Source organism: Pseudoxanthomonas sp. PXM04 (assembly GCF_014851695.1).
GTDB lineage: Bacteria > Pseudomonadota > Gammaproteobacteria > Xanthomonadales > Xanthomonadaceae > Pseudoxanthomonas_A > Pseudoxanthomonas_A beigongshangi.
Map to the genome: position 1 here is coordinate 1 of NZ_JACVAG010000005.1, position 20,474 is coordinate 20,474.

19 protein-coding genes are annotated in these 20,474 nt (G+C 68.8%); 9 read left to right on the top strand and 10 right to left on the bottom strand.

Annotated features, from left to right (window positions below; translation table 11 throughout):
• Window positions 1-323 precede the first annotated feature (323 nt).
• The 7 genes from mfd to IB228_RS12795 form a co-directional block, all read right to left on the bottom strand.
• A complete protein-coding gene (gene mfd, locus IB228_RS12765; protein ID WP_192198795.1) occupies window positions 324-3,809 on the bottom strand; it encodes a transcription-repair coupling factor in 3,486 nt (1,161 codons plus the stop codon).
• 122 nt (window positions 3,810-3,931) lie between these two features.
• A complete protein-coding gene (locus IB228_RS12770; protein WP_183637807.1) occupies window positions 3,932-4,204 on the bottom strand; it encodes a DUF4242 domain-containing protein in 273 nt (90 codons plus the stop codon).
• Window positions 4,205-4,220: 16 nt separating this feature from the next.
• A complete protein-coding gene (locus IB228_RS12775) occupies window positions 4,221-5,270 on the bottom strand; it encodes a class I SAM-dependent methyltransferase (RefSeq protein ID WP_183637802.1) in 1,050 nt (349 codons plus the stop codon).
• 139 nt (window positions 5,271-5,409) lie between these two features.
• On the bottom strand, window positions 5,410-5,961 hold the full coding sequence (locus IB228_RS12780) for a GNAT family N-acetyltransferase (protein WP_183637798.1): 552 nt from the start codon (window positions 5,959-5,961) through the stop codon (window positions 5,410-5,412).
• Between the two features lie 53 nt (window positions 5,962-6,014).
• On the bottom strand, window positions 6,015-6,968 hold the full coding sequence (locus IB228_RS12785; protein ID WP_192198796.1) for a DUF808 domain-containing protein: 954 nt from the start codon (window positions 6,966-6,968) through the stop codon (window positions 6,015-6,017).
• A 68-nt stretch (window positions 6,969-7,036) separates the two neighbouring features.
• On the bottom strand, window positions 7,037-7,921 hold the full coding sequence (gene rlmJ, locus IB228_RS12790; protein WP_192198797.1) for a 23S rRNA (adenine(2030)-N(6))-methyltransferase RlmJ: 885 nt from the start codon (window positions 7,919-7,921) through the stop codon (window positions 7,037-7,039).
• A gap of 19 nt (window positions 7,922-7,940) precedes the next feature.
• Window positions 7,941-8,882, bottom strand: coding sequence for a LysR substrate-binding domain-containing protein (locus tag IB228_RS12795; RefSeq protein WP_192198798.1), 942 nt, complete (start codon window positions 8,880-8,882; stop codon window positions 7,941-7,943).
• A gap of 97 nt (window positions 8,883-8,979) precedes the next feature.
• On the opposite strand from IB228_RS12795, the gene IB228_RS12800 reads away from it, so the two are divergent.
• The 9 genes from IB228_RS12800 to IB228_RS12840 all read left to right on the top strand — a co-directional run bounded on the left by IB228_RS12800 (window position 8,980) and on the right by IB228_RS12840 (window position 17,425).
• A complete protein-coding gene (locus tag IB228_RS12800; protein ID WP_183637785.1) occupies window positions 8,980-9,693 on the top strand; it encodes an NAD(P)H-dependent oxidoreductase in 714 nt (237 codons plus the stop codon).
• Window positions 9,694-9,740: 47 nt separating this feature from the next.
• Window positions 9,741-10,418 (top strand): two-component system response regulator CreB, encoded by a 678-nt coding sequence (gene creB / locus IB228_RS12805; protein ID WP_192198799.1) that lies wholly within the window; start codon window positions 9,741-9,743, stop codon window positions 10,416-10,418.
• Window positions 10,419-10,420: 2 nt separating this feature from the next.
• Window positions 10,421-11,842: a two-component system sensor histidine kinase CreC gene (gene creC, locus IB228_RS12810; RefSeq protein ID WP_183637779.1), complete on the top strand. Its 1,422-nt coding sequence runs from the start codon at window positions 10,421-10,423 to the stop codon at window positions 11,840-11,842.
• A 188-nt stretch (window positions 11,843-12,030) separates the two neighbouring features.
• A complete protein-coding gene (creD, locus tag IB228_RS12815) occupies window positions 12,031-13,410 on the top strand; it encodes a cell envelope integrity protein CreD (protein ID WP_183637776.1) in 1,380 nt (459 codons plus the stop codon).
• A 9-nt stretch (window positions 13,411-13,419) separates the two neighbouring features.
• Window positions 13,420-13,872 carry a hypothetical protein gene (locus IB228_RS12820; RefSeq protein ID WP_183637774.1) on the top strand — a complete coding sequence of 151 codons (453 nt, stop codon included), beginning with the start codon at window positions 13,420-13,422 and terminating at the stop codon, window positions 13,870-13,872.
• On the top strand, window positions 13,872-14,189 hold the full coding sequence (locus IB228_RS12825) for a hypothetical protein (protein ID WP_192198800.1): 318 nt from the start codon (window positions 13,872-13,874) through the stop codon (window positions 14,187-14,189). Before IB228_RS12820 ends, IB228_RS12825 begins: the two co-directional genes overlap by 1 nt.
• A 39-nt stretch (window positions 14,190-14,228) precedes the next feature.
• The gene (locus IB228_RS12830) at window positions 14,229-14,834 is read left to right on the top strand and encodes a GNAT family N-acetyltransferase (RefSeq protein WP_192198801.1); all 606 of its coding nucleotides are present in this window, start codon (window positions 14,229-14,231) and stop codon (window positions 14,832-14,834) included.
• Window positions 14,831-15,715, top strand: coding sequence for a carbon-nitrogen hydrolase family protein (locus IB228_RS12835; protein ID WP_192198802.1), 885 nt, complete (start codon window positions 14,831-14,833; stop codon window positions 15,713-15,715). Before IB228_RS12830 ends, IB228_RS12835 begins: the two co-directional genes overlap by 4 nt.
• Before the next feature lie 120 nt (window positions 15,716-15,835).
• Window positions 15,836-17,425: a M20/M25/M40 family metallo-hydrolase gene (locus IB228_RS12840; protein ID WP_183637764.1), complete on the top strand. Its 1,590-nt coding sequence runs from the start codon at window positions 15,836-15,838 to the stop codon at window positions 17,423-17,425.
• 79 nt (window positions 17,426-17,504) lie between these two features.
• On the opposite strand, the gene IB228_RS12845 is transcribed toward IB228_RS12840, so the two are convergent.
• The 3 genes from IB228_RS12845 to IB228_RS12855 form a co-directional block, all read right to left on the bottom strand.
• A complete protein-coding gene (locus IB228_RS12845; RefSeq protein WP_192198803.1) occupies window positions 17,505-18,056 on the bottom strand; it encodes a phosphatase PAP2 family protein in 552 nt (183 codons plus the stop codon).
• Entirely contained in the window at window positions 18,034-19,176 is a 1,143-nt protein-coding gene (locus IB228_RS12850) for a glycosyltransferase family 1 protein (RefSeq protein ID WP_192198804.1), read from the bottom strand. The genes IB228_RS12845 and IB228_RS12850 overlap by 23 nt, the downstream gene beginning before the upstream one ends.
• Before the next feature lie 318 nt (window positions 19,177-19,494).
• Complete coding sequence (locus IB228_RS12855; protein WP_192198805.1) at window positions 19,495-20,466, bottom strand: aldo/keto reductase; 972 nt, start codon at window positions 20,464-20,466, stop codon at window positions 19,495-19,497.
• Window positions 20,467-20,474: the final 8 nt, after the last annotated feature.

Sequence of the window (20,474 nt, forward strand, 5' to 3'; positions counted from 1 at the left end):
CTGGAATGGCTGCCAATCGAATCGCAGTTGTAGCGTTGGCAATTCTCCAACTGTGGGAGCGACGTAAGTCGCGAATGCTTTTCAGCCATGTGGCCAACGGCAATCGCGACTCACGTCGCTCCCACAAATCCGGCAGGCATCGGCCAGTGGGGTAGAGGCACCGCCAAGCCGCTGGAATGGCTGCCAATCGAATCGCAGTTGTAGCGTTGGCAATTCTCCAACTGTGGGAGCGACGTAAGTCGCGAATGCTTTTCAGCCATGTGGCCAACGGCAATCGCGACTCACGTCGCTCCCACAAGATGCCACAAGGTCGATTCCGGCCGTCAGGCCACCTTGAGCGTGGTCAACAGTCCCTTGGCGGCATTGAAGCGATCCGCCGGTTCCACCATCGGCAGCTTGATGCGCAGTTTGTCCGGACCATCCATGCTGTAGATGCGCGGCTGTTTCTGAATCAGTTGGATGACCGACATCGGATCGATGTTCGGTTTGGCCTCGAACACGATGCGACCGCCGGCATCGCCCAGATCCAGCTTGCGGATACCCAGCGCGGTGGCGTCGAGTTTCAGTTCGGCGGCGGCGAACAGGTACTTCACCGGATCCGGCAGCAGGCCGAAGCGATCGACCATCTCCACCTGCAGGTCGCGCAGCTCGTCGCGGTCGCGCGCGCTGCTGATGCGCTTGTACAGGGTCAGGCGGGTATGCACGTCGGGCAGGTAGTCGTCCGGAATCAGCGCCGGCACATGCAGTTCGACCTCGGCGCCGCGCGCCTCCTGGCCCAGGTCCGCGTCCGGCAGCTTGCCCTGGCGGATCGAGCGCACCGCGCGCTCCAGCAGTTCGGTGTACAGGCTGAAACCGATCTCGGCCATCTGTCCGCTCTGGTCCTCGCCCAGCAGTTCGCCGGCGCCGCGGATTTCCAGGTCGTGGGTGGCCAGCAGGAAGCCGGCGCCCAGTTCGTCCATCGCCGCGATCGCGTCCAGCCGGCGCTCGGCGTCGGCGGTCATGCTGCGCTTGTCCGGCACCACCAGGTAGGCATAGCTGCGATGGTGCGAACGGCCGACGCGGCCACGCAACTGGTGCAGCTGGGCCAGGCCGAAGCGGTCGGCGCGATGGATGACGATGGTGTTGGCGTTGGGAATGTCGATGCCGGACTCGATGATCGTCGTACACAGCAGCACGTTGAAGCGCTGCTTCTGGAAGCCCAGCATCACCTGTTCCAGCTCGCGCTCGGGCATCTGTCCGTGGGCGACGCCGATGCGCGCCTCCGGAACCAGTTCCTGCAGATCGCGCTGCATGCGGCCGATGGTCTCGACGTCGTTGTGCAGGAAGTACACCTGGCCGCCGCGCGAGAGTTCGCGCTGGAAGGCTTCGCGCAGCAGGGTGCCGTCCCACGGGGTGATGAAGGTCTGCACCGCCATGCGGTTGGCCGGCGGGGTGGCGATGATCGACAGATCGCGCAGTCCCGCCATCGCCATGTTGAGCGTGCGCGGAATGGGCGTGGCGGTGAGGGTCAGCAGGTGGACATTGGCGCGCAGCGCTTTCAGCGCTTCCTTCTGGCGCACGCCGAAACGCTGTTCCTCGTCGACGATGACCAGGCCAAGATCCTTGAACTTCACGTCCGGCTGCAACAGCCGATGGGTGCCGACGATCACGTCCAGCGTGCCCTCGGCCAGCTTCTCCAACTCGGCCTTGATCTCCTTGGCGGTCTTGAAGCGCGACAGAACTTCCACCCGCAGCGGCCAGTCGGCGAAGCGATCGCGGAAGTTGCGGTAGTGCTGCTCGGCCAGCAGCGTGGTCGGCACCAGCACCGCCACCTGCTTGCCGGCGCTGGCGGCGGCGAAGGCCGCGCGCACCGCCACCTCGGTCTTGCCGAAGCCGACGTCGCCGCAGACCACCCGATCCATCGGCTGGCTGCTGCCCAGATCGCGCAGCACCGCCTCGATGGCGGCGTGCTGGTCCGGGGTTTCCTCGAACGGGAAGGCGGCGGCGAACGGTTCGTACATCGCCCGGTCCACCGGCAGCGCCAAGCCGGCGCGGGCCTGCCGGCGGGCCTGGATTTCCAGCAGTTCGGCGGCCACGTCGCGGACCTTCTCGGCGGCCTTCTTCTTGGCCTTGGTCCACGCCTCGCCACCCAGCGAATGCAGCGGCGCGGTTTCCACCGAGGCGCCGGAGTAGCGGCTGATCAGGTGCAATTGGGCGACGGGCACGTACAGGCGATCGCCCTTGGCGTATTCGATTTCCAGGTACTCGCCGGGCAGGCCGCCGGCTTCCAGCACCACCAGCCCGCGATAACGGCCGACGCCGTGATCCTCGTGGACGATCGGCGCGCCTTCGCTCAGCTCGCCCAGGTCGCGGATGATGCTGTCCGGCTCGCGGCCGGTGCGCTTGCGGCGATACGGCTGGGTGGCGCGTTCCGGGAACAACTGGCGTTCGGTGAGCACCGCCACGGCGGGCGCATCCAGGGCGAAGCCGTCTTCCAGCGGCGCGACCGCGATGCCGAAGCGGGCACCGTCGGCGAGGAAGGCGGGCAGGTCGTGCAGCACCGCCGGTTTCAGTTCGGCCGATTGCAACACTTCCAGCAGCGCCTCGCGGCGACCGGCGGAGTCGGCGGCGATCAGCACCCGGCCCGGATAGTGATCCAGGAACGAACGCAGTGCCTGGCCCGGCGCCTGATCCTTCTGCGCCAGCGGCAGCGTCGGCGAAGGCTGGTCGCCCAGCGGCGCGGCTTCGGCATGGCGCGGGTGATCCGTTCCGCAGACTTCGATGCGCGATGACTGGTTGAGGCGTTCGCGCAGGTTGTCCGGCGGCAGGTACAGCTCTTCCGGCGGCAGCAGCGGGCGCTCGATGTCGTGGCGGCGCTGCTCGTAGCGGCCCTGCGTCTGCGTCCAGAACGCGTCGGCGGCGGCGCTGGCGCCATCGGCCAGCAGCGGCAGGGCACGTTCGCCCAGGTAGTCGAACAGGGTGGCGGTCTGCTCGAAGAACAACGGCAGGTAGTACTCCACGCCGGCCGGCGCCAGCCCGGATTTCAGATCCTGGTAGAGCGCGCTGCGGCGGGTGTCGACGTCGAAACGGTCGCGCAGCAGGTTCATCGCACGCGCCAGCGAGGCATCGTCCAGCGGTACCTCGCGGCCGGGCAGCAACTGCACCGCATCGGTCCTTTCCAGCGAACGCTGGCTTTCCGGATCGAACTGGCGGATCGAATCGATGGTGTCGTCCAGCAACTCGATGCGCAGCGGCGCGTCGGCGCCCATCGGATATACATCGAGCAGGCCGCCGCGCACGGCGAAGTCACCCGGATCCAGCACCTGCGGCACGTGCCGGTAGCTGGCCGTTTCCAGCCGGCGCTTCTCGGCGTCGAAGTCCAGCACCTGTCCGACCCGGTAGTCGAAGCTGCCGCCGACCACGTGGCGCAGCGGCGGCAGGCGCTGCATCAGCGTCTGCACCGGCACCACCACGATGCCGCGCTTCAGCGCGGGCAGGCGGTGCAGCGCGGCCAAGCGCTGGGAAACGATGTCCGGATGCGGGCTGAAGCGATCGTAGGACAGCGTTTCCCAGTCCGGGAAAGGCAGCACCGGCAGATCCGGGCGTCCGTGTTCGCCCAGCAGCGTGCGCAGATCGCCTTCCAACTGGTGCGCCTGGTGGTTGTCGCGGGCAATCGCCACGATTGGACCGTCGTGGGCGAGCGCCGCGCGGGCCAGGAACCAGGCCAGCGCGGATGGCGAGGCCGGCGCCCGCCACCAGGCGCGCGACTGGGCGCCGCGGGGCAGGGGAGGAACGGGAGTGGAGGAGGCGGAATTCGGATCGGTGGTCATCGGTGCACAAAACAGCGGCAGCGCCGGAGGCGTCGTCCGCCACCAGCGCAAGGGACCGCCAGTCTACCGCGCCGCCGCTGCCGCCCGGGTAAACGTCGGCACCGGCACCGTCATCATTGCCGTCATTCGGCGGTGACCGGGTCGATCACCGCATGGACTTCGGCGATGCGATTGGCGGGGAAACCGCCCATCCGCGCGTGCTCGCGGATCAGGTCCTCGTTCGGCGCCACGTAGATGCAGTAAACCTTGTCGGCGGTGACGTAGCTTTGCATCCACTGTACCTGTGGGCCCAGGTCCTCCAGCACCTCGCAGGATTTGCGCGAGATGGCGCGCAGTTCCTCCGCCGGCAGCAGGCCGGCGCCGGGCAGATCGCGTTCGATCACATAGCGTGGCATGGGAATCTCCCGTGGTTCAGGGGCGTGCTTCGAACACCAGGTTGAACGGGGTCTGCGCCGCGCGCCGGAAACGGCCGAAGCCGCCGGCTTCCATCACCGCGCGCAGGCGCGCCTCGCCGGCCTGCGCGCCCAGCGCGGGGCCGTGGCGGGCCAGCGACACCGGCACGCAGATCTGCGAAGAAGCACCGTAGTAGACCCGGCCGACCGGATTGAGGTTGTCCTCGACGTTGTCGCCGGCGAACGGTTCCACCAGCAGGCAGTGCCCGTCCGGCTTCAGCGCCTGGCGGGCATGGCGCGCCGCGCCGACCGGATCGGCCATGTCGTGCAGGCAGTCGAAGAAGGCGATCAGATCGAAGTCATGCTCGCCGTATCCGGTGGCGTCGGCGACTTCGAAGCGCGCGTTCTCCAGCCCGGCCTCGCGCGCGCGCTCGCCGGCCACCCGGATCGATTCGGGATGGTAGTCGTAGCCGACGAAGCGCGAGCGCGGGTAGGCGCGGGCCATCAGCAGGGTGCTGGCGCCATGGCCGCAGCCGACATCGGCGACCTGCGCGCCGGCGGTGAGCTTGGCGACCACGCCGTCCAGCGCGGGCAGCCATTCGCCGAGCAGGTGGGCGTTGTAGCCGGCGCGGAAGAACCGTTCGGTGCCATGGAACAGGCAGGCGTGGTGATCGCCCCATTCCAGCCCCGCGCCGGTGCGGAAGTTGTCCACGGTGCGATCCAGCGCGTGGAATACCGCCTCGATGATGTAGTACGCGCCCGCCAGATCCACCGGACTGGCCGGGTCGGCCAGGCACAGCGCCTGTTCGGGCTCCAGCCGGTATTCGCCGCTGCCGGGATCGTAGGTGACGTAGCCGCCAGCGGCCTGATTGGCCAGCCATTCGCGCAGGTAGCGTTCGTGGGTGCCGGTGCGCTCGGCCAGCGCCGCGGGCGTGAGCGGCCCCTCCGCCAGCGCCTTGTACAGGCCCAGCCGATCGCCTGCCAGGATCAGGGTGGCGCTGATCGCCGCGCCGAGGTCCTCGACCGCCTTGCCGAGGAAGGTGTTGAGCCGGGTTTCGTCGATGCCCATCGGGGAGCCCTCCGACCGCGCGCGACAATGCCTGTCGCAGGCCTCCCCTGACAGTCATGATGACGGCGATGTGGGTGGAGGACGGCCGTCCGCCGGTCGGAAAGTGGTCCGCGCGGGGGCTTCCGGATCAGCTTCCGGATCAGGCGACTTCGTTGAGGTCCAGCACCACCCGCACCAGGCCCGGCGCGGAGTCGGCTTCGCGGACCTGCTTGAAGCCCAGCGACTGGGCCAGTTGCAGCATCGGCAGGTTGCTGTCCAGGACGTCGCCGTAGAGCCGGTCCAGCTTCTTCGAACGCGCCCACTTCACCAGCCGGCGCATCAGGTGGCGACCCAGGCCCTGGCCGGCGATGAAATGGCTGACCAGGATGGCGAACTCGGCCTCGCGGGTGCGGTTGACCACAGACGCGCGCGCCACCGCGCCGACCAGCGCTTCGCCCGGCGGCAGCGATTCGGCGGCGACCAGCGCGAACTCGGTCTGCGGATCCGGCTGGCTCAGGCGCTGGGCCATTTCCGGGGTCAGTTCGCGCAGGGCGTACAGGAAGCGCTGGCGGATTTCGTCCGGTCCGAGCAGGGTGAAGGCGCCCTGGATGGGACCGGCGTCCTCGGGTCGGATCGGGCGGATCAGCAACTCGCGCCCGCTGGGCAGGCGGAAGTGTTCATGCCAGGGGGGCAGTCGTTTCGGCGCGGTCATGTGATCATGCTCGCACGAAATCCCCCAGGCAGGCGAGGCGCCTGAACAGCGGTTCAGGCAGCGTGGCGTTTCCCGCGCAGCCGCCCGATCAGCACCGTGACCGCCACGATCAGGGCACCGGCGACGATGCCGACGCCGGCGTTGAACAGCATCGACAGCAGCCCGCCGAGCGCGCCCTGCGCGTACGGCTCGATGAAGTGGTGGAGGGCGCCGATGCCGTGCACCAGGATGCCGCCGCCGACCAGGAACATCGCGGCGGTGCCGGCGATGGACAGGAATTTCATCAGGTAGGGCGCGCTGTGCAGGATGCCGCGGCCCAGGGCGCGCTTGAAGCGCGGCCAGCCGCCCGCGCGCTCGTCGCGGTTCAGCGCCAGGCCGGCGTCGTCGAGCTTGACGATGCCGCCGACCAGTCCGTACACGCCCACGGTCATGATCAGGGCGATGGCGACCAGCGTGAGCAACTGTTCGATGAAGGTTCGCCCGGCCAGGGTGCCGAGCGAGATGACGATGATCTCCGCCGACAGGATGAAATCGGTGCGGACCGCGCCACGGATGCGCTGCTGCTCGAAGGCGACCATGTCGACCTGTTCGTCCTGCACCGCGCGCACGCGTTCGGCGTGCTCCTGTTCGTCCTCGCCCTTGCCGTGCAGGAACTTGTGCGCCAGCTTCTCGACGCCCTCGTAGCAGAGGAAGGCGCCGCCGAGCATCAGCAGCGGGGTGATCAGCGGGATGTTGATCCCGCGTCCGTGCAGCCAGGTTTCCAGCGCGCTGATCGCCAGCGCGGCCGGTACCAGGATTGCCTTGTTGACCATCGATCCCTTGGCCACCGCCCATACCACCGGCAGTTCGCGGTCGGCCTTGATGCCGGAGACCTGCTGGGCGTTGAGCGCCAGATCGTCGCCAAGCACGCCGGCGGTCTTCTTGGTGGCGATCTTGGTCATCGCCGAGACGTCGTCCAGCAGGGTGGCGATGTCGTCGATGAGGGCGAACAGGCTGGATCCGGCCATGGAGGGATGCGCGAGGAGGGGAGCGGCGATTCTCGCACAGCCTCCCGACGGGATCGTGGCGGGCGCGCCTAGCCCGGACGTTTGCCGGGCGCGGCGGCGGTTTCGCGCTTGATCCACTCCAGCCGGCTGCTGGCGCCGGCTTCGCCCAGCGCGGTCTGCAGGGCGGGCAGCACCGGCGCGATGGCGGCGTCGAACTGCCAGGGCGGATTGATCACCAGCATGCCGCTGCCGTTGAGCCGCAGCGGCGAATCGTCCGGACGGACCTGCAATTCGGCTACCAGCGCCGACTTGGCCGGCAGGGCGGCCACCTTGCGGAAGAACGGCAGCAGGCTGCGCCGCTGCTTGATCGGATACCAAACCGCGTAGGTCGCGGCGGGCCAGCGTTGCAGGCCTTCGCGCACGGCATCGAGGATCTGCGGATACTCCGCGTCCTGCGCCTCGTAGGGCGGATCGATCAGCACCAGCCCGCGCGCGAAGCGGGTTTCGCCGAGCCGTGGCGGCAGCAGGGCGCGCATCGCCGCATAGCCGTCTCGCGCATGCACCGCCACCCGCGGGTCGTGGGCGAACAGCGCCTTCAGTTCGGCCGCTTCCTCGGGTTGCAGTTCGCAGGCGGCCAGCCGGTCCTGCGCGCGCATCGCCTGCGCCGCGAGCAACGGCGAACCCGGATAGGCCACCAGCGCGCCCACCGGGTTGTCGGCCTGCACCGCGCGCAGGTAGTCCTCCACCGGCGCGGGCAGGCGGGCGCTGTCGAACAGGCGGACGATGCCGCCATCGGCCTCGGCGGTCTTGCGGCTCTCGCTGGCGCCCAGCAGGTAGCGCCCGCGGCCGGCATGCGTGTCCAGCACGAAGAACGGCGTGTCCTTTCGCTTGAGTGCATCCAGCAGGGCCAGCAGCAGGACGTGCTTGAGGACGTCGGCGTGATTGCCGGCGTGGAAGGCGTGGCGATAGTTCATCGGTGAAGTATGCCGGGATTCAATCCGTCGCCGGGAAAGCATCGGCGAGGTTACCGGTACCCGGTGACGCTTCGGCCTGTTCCCGCAGCCAGGCGCGCACGCGCGCCACCGCGTCGTTGCCCGCGTGTCGTGGCGGCCAAAGCACCCGGATCGGATGGCCTTCCAACACCGGACCGAAGGGTTGCACCAGGGTGCCGTCGCGCAGTTCGCCGGCCACCAGCGCCAGGTTCGCCAGCAGCACGCCCTGGCCCGAGATCGCGGCGACGATGGCATGCGACTCGTCGGAGAACATCCGTTCCGGCGCGTCGCCGGCGGCCACTCCGGCCTTGCGGAACCACGGCGGCCAATCGGGCGTGGCGCGATCGCGCTGCCGCCACTCGAAGCGCAGGCGCGGGAACGAGGACAGCCGCGCCGGATCGTGCAGGTCCAGGCGCGGACTGCACACCGGCGCGAAACGGCACGCAAGCAGATGGTCCGCGTGCAGGCCGGGCGGCGGCGTCCGGCCGTAGCGCAAGGCCAGATCGACCTGGCCGGCGAGCAAATCCACCGGCGCGTCGGAGGCGTGCAGGTGCAGATCGATGTCCGGATGCGCATCGGCGAATGCCGGCAGCCGCGGCAGCAGCCATTGCGCGGCAAAGCCACGGGTGGCCGAAACCGTGACCGCCAGGCGCGGCGAGGGCGCGCGCAGCGCCGCCAGGGTCTGGCCGATGTTGTCGAAGCTGTCGCGCAGCACCGGATACAGCCGCTGGCCGGCCTCGGTGAGCGCCACCCGCCGGGCCTGGCGGGTGAACAGTGGCAGGCCCAGCCGGTCTTCCAGCAGACGGATCTGGTGGCTGACGGCGGTGGGGGTGAGCGCCAGTTCCTCGGCGGCCCGCCGGAAGCTCAGATGCCGTGCAGCGGCTTCGAACACGCGCAGCGCGTTCAGGGACGGTAGTCGGGCTATGGGATGAATTTCATTCATCTATGAGGGTTCGCAAATATCGTTTTTTCTGGGGGTTGGTCCCCGGGAAAATGCGCATCATGCACCTGTTCCGGTGCGCTGCCAAAGATGAACGAAAATGAACATCCTGTGCATCGACTCCAGTGCCCGCGCGGGCCGCTCGGACCAGCAGGCGCATGGCTCGCACACCCGCCGCCTCAGTGCCGGATTCCTCCGTCGCTGGAAGGCGCGGCGTCCGCACGACCGGGTGGCGCATCGCGACGTGGGCCTGCATCCGCCCGCGCCAGTGACCGGCGACTGGGTACGCGCGGCGTTCACCCGGCCGGAGCAGCGCGACGAGCGGATGCGCGAGGCCCTGCGCGAGAGCGATGACCTCGTGGACGAACTGATCGCCAGCGAACTGATCGTGATCGCCGCGCCGATGTACAACTTCGGCATGCCGGCCCAGCTCAAGGCGTGGATCGACAACGTGGTGCGGGTCGGGCGCACGTTCGGCTTCGACCGCAGTCGGGCCGGGGAGCCGTACTGGCCGATGCTGGCCGGGCAGGGCCGGCGACTGGTCCTGCTGGGCGCGCGCGGCGATTTCGGCTATGACCCGGGCGGACGCCTGGCGCATCTGAACCATGTCGAGGACGGCATCGCCGTGCCGCTGGCGTACCTGGGCATCGATCGGGTGGACCGCATCGCGGTGGAGTACGACGAATTCGCCGACGTGCGCCTGGCCGGTTCGCTGGCGGCGGCCGAGGCCGAACTGGATGCGCTGGTGCCACGCCTGATTGCGGAAATGGCCGATGGCGCCGGCGCATCCCCGGTCCGGATGGCGACAGGCTGAGGCAGGGCGCGTGGCGGCCCGCGCGGGGGCCGACTATCCTGTGCCGCATGCCGCTGATCCTGATTGCCGAAGACGAAGCCGCCATCGCCGACACCGTGTTGTATGCGCTGCGCAGCGAGGGACTGGAAACCGAGCATTGCCAGCTCGCGCGCGAGGTCGTGCCGCGGGTGCGCGCCGGTGGCGTGGACGTGGTGGTGCTGGACGTCGGCCTGCCCGACGCCAGCGGCTTCGACGTCTGCCGTGAATTGCGCGCCTTCAGCGACGTGCCGGTGATCTTCCTGACCGCGCGCAACGACGAGATCGACCGGGTGCTGGGGCTCGAACTTGGCGCGGACGACTATGTGGCCAAGCCGTTCTCGCCGCGCGAACTGGTGGCGCGGGTGCGCGCGCGGCTGCGCCGGTTGCATCCGGCCACGCCGGATGCGGGCTGGATCCGCCAGGGCGGTTTCGCCATCGATCGCGACGGGCACCGGATCCATTACCAGGATCGCCCGCTGGATCTGACCCGCTACGAATACGCCCTGCTGGCGGCGCTGCTGCAGCGGCCCGGCGCGATCCTCAGCCGCGCGCAATTGATGGATCGCGGCTGGGACAGCGACGCCGATAGCATGGACCGCACCGTCGATACCCACATCAAGACGCTGCGCGGCAAGCTGCGCGCGGCCGGCGCGGAGCCGGATCCGATCCGCACCCATCGTGGTCTCGGCTACGCCATCGAGCTCTGATCATGCGCCTGGGCGCCCGCCTGTTCCTCGCCTTCTTCCTGATTGTCGGACTGGCCGCGTTCTTCGTGATGCGGGTGTTCGTCAACGAGGTCAAGCCGGGCGTGCGCCAGGCGATGGAATCCACCCTCGTGGATACCGCCAACCTGCTGGCGGTGATGGCCGCGGACGATCTGAAGGCCGGCCGCATCGCCGACGGCGACTTCGCGGCCAAGATGTCCGAAGCCGCGGGACGTGATCTGCGCGCACGCATCTGGAGTTTCCCCAAGCGCCACATCGAGTACCGGGTAACCGTCACCGACGCGCGCGGCATCGTGGTCTACGACTCGCAGGGCCGCGACCTCGGCCGCGACAACTCGCGCTGGAACGACGTCTACCTGACCCTGCGCGGCGAATATGGCGCGCGCTCCAGCCCGGAGACGCCCGACGATCCGGAGCGCACGGTGATGCACGTGGCCGCGCCCATCCGCGACGGCGACCGGCTGATCGGCGTGCTGACCGTGGCGCAGCCCAACCACACCATCGATCCCTTCATCACCGCCAGCCAGCGCAGCATCATGCGCCGCGGCGCCTGGCTGATCGGCCTGTCCGCGCTGATCGGCATGCTGATCACCTGGTGGCTGGTGAGCGGCATCCGCCGCCTGAACCGCTACGCGCAGGCGGTGGCCGCCGGCGAGCCGGTCCCGCCGCCCAAGCCGCGTCGCGACGAAATTGGCGATCTGGGCCGCGCGCTGGAGGCGATGCGGCGCAAGCTGGAGGGCAAGGCCTACGTCGAGCAGTACGTGCAGTCGCTGACCCATGAGATGAAGAGTCCGCTTGCGGCGATCCGGGGCGCGGCCGAGCTGTTGCAGGAACCGCTGCCGGAAACCGAACGGCAGCGCTTCGCCCGCAATATCCAGACCCAGGAGCAGCGCCTGACCGAGACCATCGACAAGCTGCTGGCGCTGGCCGAGGTGGAACAGCACGGCTGGCTGCAGAAGCGCCAGACGATGATGGCGGACGAATTGCTGGAGGCCGTGCGCGAGGCCGCGGAGATGCGCGCCACCGGCCTGGATCTGCGCGTGCGCGGCGCCCCGGGCCTGCGCCTGAGTGGTGATCCCTTCCTGCTCCGGCAGGCACTGAGCAACCTGCTCGACAACGCCATCGCGTTCTCGCCGTCCGGCGCGGAGGTGGTGCTGGCCGCCGAGACCGCCGGCGATCGCGTCCAGCTGAGCGTGCGCGATCACGGACCGGGCATTCCCGACTACGCGCGCGAACGCATCTTCGAACGCTTCTATTCGCTGGCCCGTCCGGGCAGCGGCCTGCGCAGTTCAGGCCTGGGCCTGCCGTTCGTGCGCGAAGTCGCGCGCCTGCATGGCGGCGACATCGTCCTGCGCAACCATCCCGACGGCGGCGCCGAAGCCGTGCTGACCCTGCCCGCGGCCTGATCGAACCCTATCTTGTGGGAGCGACGTAAGTCGCGATTCGACCAAGCCGGGTTTCGCGACTCACGTCGCTCCCACAAAAGGGAGAAGGCGCCGGCCACCCACTTCACACAGACTTCAAATCCGCTTCCACGCCCGCCCACCGGCCGGCGCCAGGCTTTGTCCATCTCCACACCCGGATGGGCGAAGACATGAAGTCGTTGAAGCTGTTGTTGCGGTTCCTGACCGTGGGCGGTCTGGTGCTGCTGTTGATGATTCCCCTGCTGATGGTGCGCGGCGTGATCAGCGATCGCGAACGCTACCAGGCGCAGGCGGTCGAGCGCATCGCCGAGAGCATGGCCGGTCCGCAGCAGGTGATCGGGCCGTTGCGGGTGGTGCCGTGGCAGAAGACCAGCAACACCACGGTGGTCAACGCCGAAGGCAAGCCGGAAATTCGCCAGGAAACCGTGCGTGGCTACGTGCTGCAGACGCCCAAGACGCTGCAGGCGGGCGGCGGGTTGAAGCCGGCGCTGCGGCGCATCGGCCTGTATGACGTGCGCACCTACCAGTGGTCGGCGCGCATGAGCGCGCACTTCGAGTCGCTGGTGCTGGAGCAGACGGACGGCCGCACCTATGGCAAGCCCATCCTGGTGATGGGCTTGAGCGATGTGCGCGGACTGGTGGGGACGCCGGTCGTCAAGGTCGACGGACGTACGCTCGCCTTCGAGGGCGGCACCGGCGCGATGTCCGCGCGGATGAGCGGCGTCCACGCGGTGCTGGGCGGCGAGGGCGGGGTGCTCCTGCCGGCCAGCAACGTGCAACTGGACTTCGGCCTGGCCGGCACAGAATCGCTGGGCATCAGCCCGATCGCCGACAGCAACCGCATCGATGTCCATTCGGAATGGCCGCATCCGCTGTTCGGCGGTCGCTTCCTGCCGACCCAGCGCACCGTCGAGGCCAGCGGCTTCACCGCCAACTGGGAAATCTCCTCGCTGGCCAGCAACGCGCAGGCGCAACTGGCCAGCGCCGAAGGCGATTTCACCCGACGCATGCCGCTGACCGGCCAGGTCGCCATCGACGCATCCTCGGAAGGTCCATCGCTGACCCGCATCGACAGCGCCGACATCCACCTGGTCGATCCGGTGGACATCTATACCCAGGCCGATCGCGCCAGCAAGTACGGCATCCTGTTCGTGGTGCTGACCTTCGTCGGGTTCGCCCTGTTCGAACTAATCAAGCGCCTGCCGATCCACCCGCTGCAGTACCTGCTGGTGGGCCTGGCGCTGGCGATCTTCTTCCTGCTGCTGCTCAGCCTGTCCGAACACATCGCATTCTGGAAGGCGTACCTGGTGTCGGCGGTGGCGTGCATCGGCCTGCAGTTCTTCTACCTGTCCGGCGTGCTGCGCAGTTGGCTGCGCGCGGCCGGGTTCGCGACGATGCTGACCGCGCTGTACGGGGTGCTGTACATGCTGCTGCTGTCGGAGACCAACGCGCTGCTGATGGGCACGCTGCTGCTGTTCGGCATCCTGGCGGGGATCATGTGGATCACGCGCAAGGTCGACTGGTACGACCTGGGCAACGGGTTGCGCTGAGGCACACCCATGCTGGACCCGCAGACATTGCATCGCCGCGCGTGCCGCGTGTTGCCCGCCTGCCTGCACACCGAGGCCGTCATCGCCCTCGACGGCGGTGACGGCAAGCCAGCCGGTATCAGCGAACGCGCGCTCGCCACGCTGCTGCTGCCGCTGCGGCACGTGCACCGGGGTTGGCTGGGGTTCCGGTTGGCGGCGGAGACGCGCAACGCGCTGCGCCGCCGGCCGATGGTGTTGCTGCAGGACGCGACGCAGGCCAGGGAAGGCCTTTCGCGGCATGCCGTCCCCATTGCCTGGGGACCGTGGCAGGCGGCGGGCGAGCCACCGCGCGCCCGTCGCTTCATGACCTGCTCGCGGGATGGCCGCGCACGCCTGTGGGTGTTGCCCGAATCCGGAATCGTGGTCTATGACTGGGATGATCGCCGCTGCCTGCCGGCGGGAGGCGGCGAACGATGCCGGTGATGTTGGTGGGAACGGTCCTGGTCCTGCTGTTCTACGTCATGGCGGCGGTGATTTCATGGCGCTTGTATGGCGTACTGTTCCTGCTCCCGCAATTGCTGTTCTCGCTGCTGTGGTTGCAGCACTGCCATGCGTCATCGCAGCCGGGCCACGACGGGGGGCCGGGCGAAGGCCTTGGCGTGCTGATGGTGATGGCCGCGCAGGCGATGCTGATCGTGGGCGGCCTGCTTGCAGGCGTGGCGGTGGCGGCGGGGCGCGGGGTCGCCGGCGCGGGTATCGAGCCGCCACCGGGTGGGACCGGCGAGGATCCCACGCCGTGACCGCGCGTCGCCATGCCGGGGCTGCGGTAAAGTTCGCGGATGGATTCCCGCTTCGACATCCGTGTATTCCGTGGACCGGACATCGGACCGTGGCTGGCCGACGTGGCGCGCCTGCGCGTGGCCGTGTTCCGCGACTGGCCCTATCTGTACGAGGGTGATTTCGACTACGAGCGCGACTACCTGGCGGCCTACGCGGCGTCGCCGCGCAGCGTGTTCGTGCTGGCGCTGGACGGGGAGCGGGTGATCGGCGCGTCCACTGGGCTGCCGCTGCTGGATGACGGCGAAGCTTTCCGCCAGCCGTTCCTGGCATCGGAGATCCCGCCGGACGAGGTGTTCTATTTCGGCGAATCGGTGCTGTTGCCGGAGCATCGCGGTCGTGGCATCGGCCATGCCTTCTTCGATCGGCGGGAGGCGCATGCGCGCGCGCTGGGCGGATTCCGCTGGACCGGGTTCTGCGCGGTGGATCGCGACCCGATGGATCCGCGTCGGCCGGCGGAACATCGCGGCAACGACGCGTTCTGGCACAAGCGCGGCTACCGGCGCAGGGAGGGGATGACCATGCAGCTGGCGTGGGACGAAATCGGTCGCGGCGAAATCCCGCATGCGCTGACGTTCTGGCTGCGTCCGCTGGAGGCCGCGCCATGAAGGTGGCCGTGGCCAAGTATCCGATCCAGGCGCCGCGCGACTTCGCCGCCTTCGCCGAACGACTGGGGCGATTGCTGGGTGATGCGGCCGCACAGGGCGCGAAGGTGGCGGTGCTGCCCGAATACCTGTCGCTGGAACTGGCCGCGACCTTCGCGGCGGACGTAAGCGGCGATCTGGAAGCCTCGCTGGCGGCGACCCAGGCGCTGCACGCGGACTGGATGAGCTTGTTTCCGAGGCTGGCGACGGAACTGCGCCTGCATGTGGTCGCCGGCTCGTTCCTGCTCGCCGTGGGCGAACGGCGCTACCGCAATCGCAGCTACTGGTTCACGCCCGATGGCCGCCACGGTTGGCAGGACAAACTGCAGCTCACCGGTTTCGAGAAGACCACCGGCGTGATCGAGGGCGGCGACGCACTGAATGTGTTCGATGTCGAGGGCGTGCGGGCCGGCGTCGCGGTCTGCTACGACAGCGAGTTCCCGCTGCCGGTGCGCGCGCAGTACGAAGCCGGCGCACGCCTGCTGGTGGTGCCCAGTTGCACCGACACCGAGGCAGGCGCCACCCGCGTGCGGGTCGGTTGCCTGGCGCGCGCGCTGGAGAACCGTTTCTTCGTGGCCCAGGCGGTTACCGCCGGTATCGCCGAATGGAGTCCGGCGCTGGACGTGAATACTGGCGAGGCGGCCCTGTTCGCGCCGATGGATCGCGGTTTCCCCGCCGACGGCGTGCTGGCGCAGACCCGTGGCGACGAGGTCTGGGCCATCGCCGATCTCGATTTCGACGCGCTGGATGCCAGCCGCGGCCAGGCGCAGGTCGCCAACGATCAGGACTGGACCGGACAGGGCATTCCCGCACTGCAGCGCGCCCGCCGCGAACCGTTCCGCTGAGCCCGACTCTCGCCGGCTCTCAGCACGACCATGACTGATGGCAGGGGGACCATGACCTTTGGCCGGGGCAGACTCGATCCTTTATGCACATTCGGGGACGGACCCGGGGAGAGCAAGGGCGTGTTGAAGCGGAGCGTGATGGCGTTGTGCCTGGGCCTGGCCGGAATGGCGCAGGCGAATGAGCCGGTGGACCTGGACATGGTCAACCGCATCCGCCAGGAGGCATTCCACCGGTCGCAGGTGATGGCGACCTTCGGCCACCTGACCGAGGAAATCGGGCCGCGCCTGACCAACTCGCCGGGCATGGCGCAGGCCAATGCCTGGTCGCGCGGCAAGTTCACCGAGTGGGGTCTGTCCAATGTCCATGACGAGGCGTTCGACGACTTCGGCCGCGGCTGGACGTATCGCTCGGCGAGCGTGGAACTGCTGGCGCCGCGGGTGACCTCGCTGCGCGCGGTGCCCAAGGCCTGGACGCCCGGCACGCAGGGCCCGGTCGAAGGCGAGGCGGTGGTCGTCACCCTCAAGACCAAGGCGGACCTGGACAAGTACAAGGGCAAGCTGAAAGGCAAGATCGTCCTGCTCAGCGAAGCCCGCGAGTACAAGCCCGGCACCGAGCCGGATTCGCGCCGCTACGACGAAGCCGGCCTGACCGAGCTGCTGTCCTTCAGCGTGCCCAAGGACACCAATCCGGCCGATCGTGGCAAGCGACTGGCTGAGTACCGGCAGCGCCAGGATCTGGTGCAGGCGACCAACCGTTTCCTGACCGAGGAAGGCGCGCTGGCCGCGCTGAGCATCAGCGGCTGGGACAACGGCATCATCCGGGTCGGCGGCGGCGGTTCGCGTCGTGCCGGCGAGCCGGCCGGCATTCCGGAACTGGCGGTGGCGGCCGAGCACTACAACCCGCTGCTGCGCGCGATCGAGCGCAAGCAGGACGTGCGCCTGCGCATCAACGTGGACGCGCAGTTCACCAGCGAGACCAATGATCCCGGCTACAACACGATTGCCGAGATCCCGGGCAGCGGCAAGGCCGACGAGATCGTGATGATCGGCGCGCACATGGACTCCTGGCACGCCGGCACCGGCGCGGCCGACAACGCCGCCGGCGTGGCGGTGATGATGGAAGCCATGCGCATCCTCAAGGCGGTGGGCGCCAAGCCGCGCCGCACCATCCGGGTGGCGCTGTGGAGCGGCGAGGAGCAGGGCCTGATCGGTTCGGCTGCTTATGTCGCCAAGCACTTCGCCGACTATCCGGAAGCCACCGATCCGGAACAGAAGAAGCTGCCGCGCTACTTCCAGGAGCGCACCGGCCCGCTCCAGCGCAAGCGCGACTACGACAAGTTCTCGGCCTACTTCAACCTGGACAACGGCTCCGGCAAGATCCGCGGCATCTACGCGCAGGAAAACCAGGCGGCGATGCCGATCTTCGAAGCCTGGCTGAAGCCGTTCAACGATGTCGGCGCCACCATCGTGACCGTGCGCAACACCGGCAGCACCGATCACGTCTCGTTCGATCGCGTCGGCCTGCCGGGCTTCCAGTTCGTGCAGGACGGCCTGGACTATTTCAGCAACGTCCACCACAGCGATCTGGATACCTACGATCACGCCGCGCCGGAAGATCTGAAGCAGGCGGCGGCGATCCTGGCCTCGTTCGCCTACCACGCCGCGATGCGCGAGCAGAAACTGCCGCGCAAGCCGCTGCTGGAAAACTGAGCATCATCCTCGTGATGTGGAGAAGGCCGGATTCGCAGGAATCCGGCCTTCTTTTTTCCCAGCCGTTTTTCCGGTTCGCTCAGGCGAACAGCGACACGCCCGGCACCAGCCACAGCGACAACCCGGCCAGGGCCGAACCGATCACGGTGGCGGCCAGCACGTCGCTGGGATAGTGCAGGCCCAGCACCACCCGCGATACCGCCACGCAGGCCGCGAACGGAATCAACAGCACCGCCAGCGCGGGATAATGGGCCAGCGCGACCACGGTGAAGGCGACCGCATGCAGCGTATGCCCGGACGGGAAGCTGAATTCGTCCAGCGGCGCGATCCAGGCGCGGATCCGCACGTCCGAGGCGAACGGGCGCGGGCGCCGGGTCCAGCGCTTGAGCAGCTTGTACAGGGTCAGCGCGACCACGCCGGTGGCCGCCAGGTGCGCCGACGCGGCCAGGCCGTCCAGCCCGTCCGCGACGATCAGTGCGCCCATCAGCACGTACCAGAACACGCCGTCGCCCAGGCGGCTGATCACCGCGAAGAAGCGGCGCACGCCCTGCCATTCGCCCCAGCGGTTGGCGCGCAGGCACCAGCCTGCGTCGCGGCCCCGGAGCGCGTTACGCGGTAGCGACGTTCTCATGCGGCCTCCTTTGCGCGGCCAGACCGGCCAGCAGGTTGTCGAAATCGGTGGCGACCTGTTCCGGGCGCAGTACGCGCACGGCCTCGCTGGCATCGGCGCCCAGGCGCCGGCGCAGCGCTTCATCGGATCCCAGCTGCGCGGCCGCGGCCACGAACGCGTCGTCGTCGCTCACCGCGAAGCCGTGCACGCCGCTGCGCAGGTGCTCGCGCGCGGCGCCGTAGTCGAAGGCCACGGTCGGCACGCCGCTGGCCATCGCTTCCAGGGTTACGTTGCCGAAGGTTTCGCTATGGCTGGGGAACAGGAACAGATCGCCGCTGGCGAAATGCCGCGACAATGCCGCGCCGCGTTGCACCCCGCAGAACACGAAGTCCGGATTGGCCGCCGCCAGCCGCTCGCGCGCAGGACCGTCGCCGATCCAGACGAAACGCGCGTCGGGGCGGTCGCGCTGGATCGCGCGGAACGCCTGCACGGCCAGGGTGAGGTTCTTTTCCGCGGCGATGCGGCCCACGTAGATCGCCACCGGCGTGTCCGCGCCCGCGCCCCATTCGGCGCGCAGGCCGTCATCCCGGTGCGCCGGCGAGAACTGCGAGGTGTCGACCGCGCGCGCCAGCCGCACCACCCGGGCGAAGCCCTGCGCGGTCAGGAATTCCTGCAGCTCGCGGGTCGGCACCAGGGTGGCGTCGGCGCCGTTGTGGAAGCGCCGCATCCAGCGCATCGCGGTCTGTTGCAGGAACGCCGCGCCGTAGTCGCGCATGTATTCGTCGAAGCGGGTGTGGAAGCCGGTCGCGACCGGAATGCCCAGCCGCCGCGCCGCGCGCAGCGCCGACCAGCCCAGCGGGCCTTCCGTGGCCACGTAGATCGCATCCGGCGCCGATTCGCTCCACAGCCGGGCCAGGCGACGCGCCGCCGGCAGGCCGAATTTCAATCCGGGGTAGCGGGGCAGCGCCGCGCCGCGCACCAGGGTGGTGTCGTCGAGTTCGCGCGGGTCGCCTTCCTGCCGCGGCCGCACCAGCGAGACCCGGTGTCCGCGCGCGCGCAGACCCTGTTCCAGCCCCTGCACGGTCAGGGCAACGCCATTGACCTCGGGCGGATAGGTTTCGGTGACGATGGCGTACCGCATGCGCAACTCCACGTTTTGCGCATGGTGGAGACCGGCCATGAAACCCGCATTGCAGTTACATGGCGTTCGCGTGACAGGGCGCGGTGGGATTGGATTTCCGCGGAAGATGTCCTCAGGAAGCCAATGCGAGTTCAGATAGCAGTGACCGTTCCGGATAGCCCCCTTTAAAGAAGGGGGCGGGCACCTGCGGAAGCAGGTGACGGGGGATTTTGCTTTTGGCGCAAAAGCAAATCCCCCTCAATCCCCCTCAATCCCCCTTTTTCAAAGGGGGAGGCAAAAGCAGAAGCTCCCACAATCCCGAATCCCGAATCCCCGCCCTCAAGGCACCGGCCCGCCCCGCGCCGCGGTGAACAGCGCATACCATTCCTCGCGGCTCAGTTCGATGCGGTCGGCGGCGCAGGCCGCGGCCAGGCGATCGGGGCGGGTGGTGCCGATGACGGGTTGGATGCCGGCGGGGTGGCGCAGCAGCCAGGCCAGCAGGATGGCTTCGGGCGAAACCTCGTGGCGGGCGGCGACCAGGGCGACGGCTTCGGCGGTCGGACGCAGCGCGGGCTCGGCGGTCGCCGGGTGGGAGAGCCGGCCACCGGCCAGCGGCGACCAGGCCTGCAGCAGGATGCCCTGGCGCCTGCATTCGTCCAGCGTGCCGGCCGAGGCGGTGTAGGTGGTGCCGCGGGTGGCGGCGATCACGCCCTCGTTGATCAGGTGATGGTGCAGCAGGCTGATTTCGACCTGGTTGGCGACCAGCGGCCGATCGACATGCGCCCGCAGCAACGCGATCTGGCTGGCGGTGTGGTTGCTGACGCCGAAATGCCGCACCTTGCCGCTGCGATGCAGATCGTCGAAGGCACGGGCGACTTCTTCCGGTATGCCCAACGGATCCGGCCGGTGCAGCAACAACAGGTCCAGGTAGTCGGTACGCAGCCGGCGCAGGCTGCCCTCGACGGATGCGACCAGGTGCGCATGGCTGAAATCGTAGCGACCCGGCGAATCCGGTTGCGGGTCATGGGCGAAGCGGATGCCGCACTTGGATTGCAGGATCAGTTCGTCGCGGCGCGAGGGCGAGGCCGCCAGCCAGTCGCCGAACAACCGCTCCGACTTGCCGCGCGCATAGATGTCGGCATGGTCGAACAGGTTGATGCCCTGTTCCAGCGCGGTCTCGATGAGCTGCGCGGCTTGCCGTCGTTCTTCTGCGGTGGGATCGGTGTCGTCCCAGGCGCGGCTCAACTGCATGCAGCCGCAGGCGATGCGCGAGGCGCGCAGGTCGGTGTGGGGAATCGGATGGCGCCGCATGGGATGGG